General features: G+C 59.2%; 1 protein-coding gene. It reads right to left on the bottom strand.

The genetic code is table 11. The annotated features are described in order from the left end of the window. Positions 1–17: 17 nt before the first annotated feature. Positions 18–299, bottom strand: a complete 282-nt coding sequence (locus E5X88_RS33545; protein ID WP_029356603.1) for an acyl carrier protein — start codon at positions 297–299, stop codon at positions 18–20. Positions 300–436: the final 137 nt, after the last annotated feature.

Here is a 436-nt window from a genome sequence, read left to right as displayed (position 1 = left end):
ACGACGCGCCTGTCCATTCAAGCCTCCTTCGCAAGCAAGCCGCGGACGGCTTCCACGACGTCGCCGACATTCTTGAGATTGGACCAGGCATCGGCCGTGTTCATATCGATCTTGATGCCGTAGGCCTGTTCCACATCCCAGAGGACGTCCGCCAAACCCAGCGAATCGAACCCGAGCGCGTCCAGTTCCGTGGCGATTGTTATCTCGCCGACGAATGACGCAGGCATTCCCTCACCGCTCTCCGACTCGGCGCGTTTCTTGATCAGGGCAATGACGTCCGTTGCGAATTGATCGGCCATTCTGTTTCCTGTCTTTCTTTCCCGCGTTTCGACCTGGACGCGGCTCAGTTCCTGAGGCGCGCCGCCTCGCGAAAATAGCCACCACGCTTGTGCGACTGACAAAGCCCAATGCTCATAAAGCCGGATCAGGTCCGGCC

Origin of the sequence: Mesorhizobium sp., from assembly GCF_004962245.1 — a bacterium.
Taxonomy (GTDB): Bacteria; Pseudomonadota; Alphaproteobacteria; order Rhizobiales; family Rhizobiaceae; genus Mesorhizobium.
Note: the sequence above shows the minus strand (reverse complement) of the source record. Positions and strands in the feature narration are given on the sequence as shown.

Excerpts from the sequence above, each read along its gene's own strand:
- E5X88_RS33545 (WP_029356603.1), bottom strand. The coding sequence starts at position 299 with ATGGCCGATCAATTCGCAACGGACGTCATTGCCCTGATCAAGAAACGC.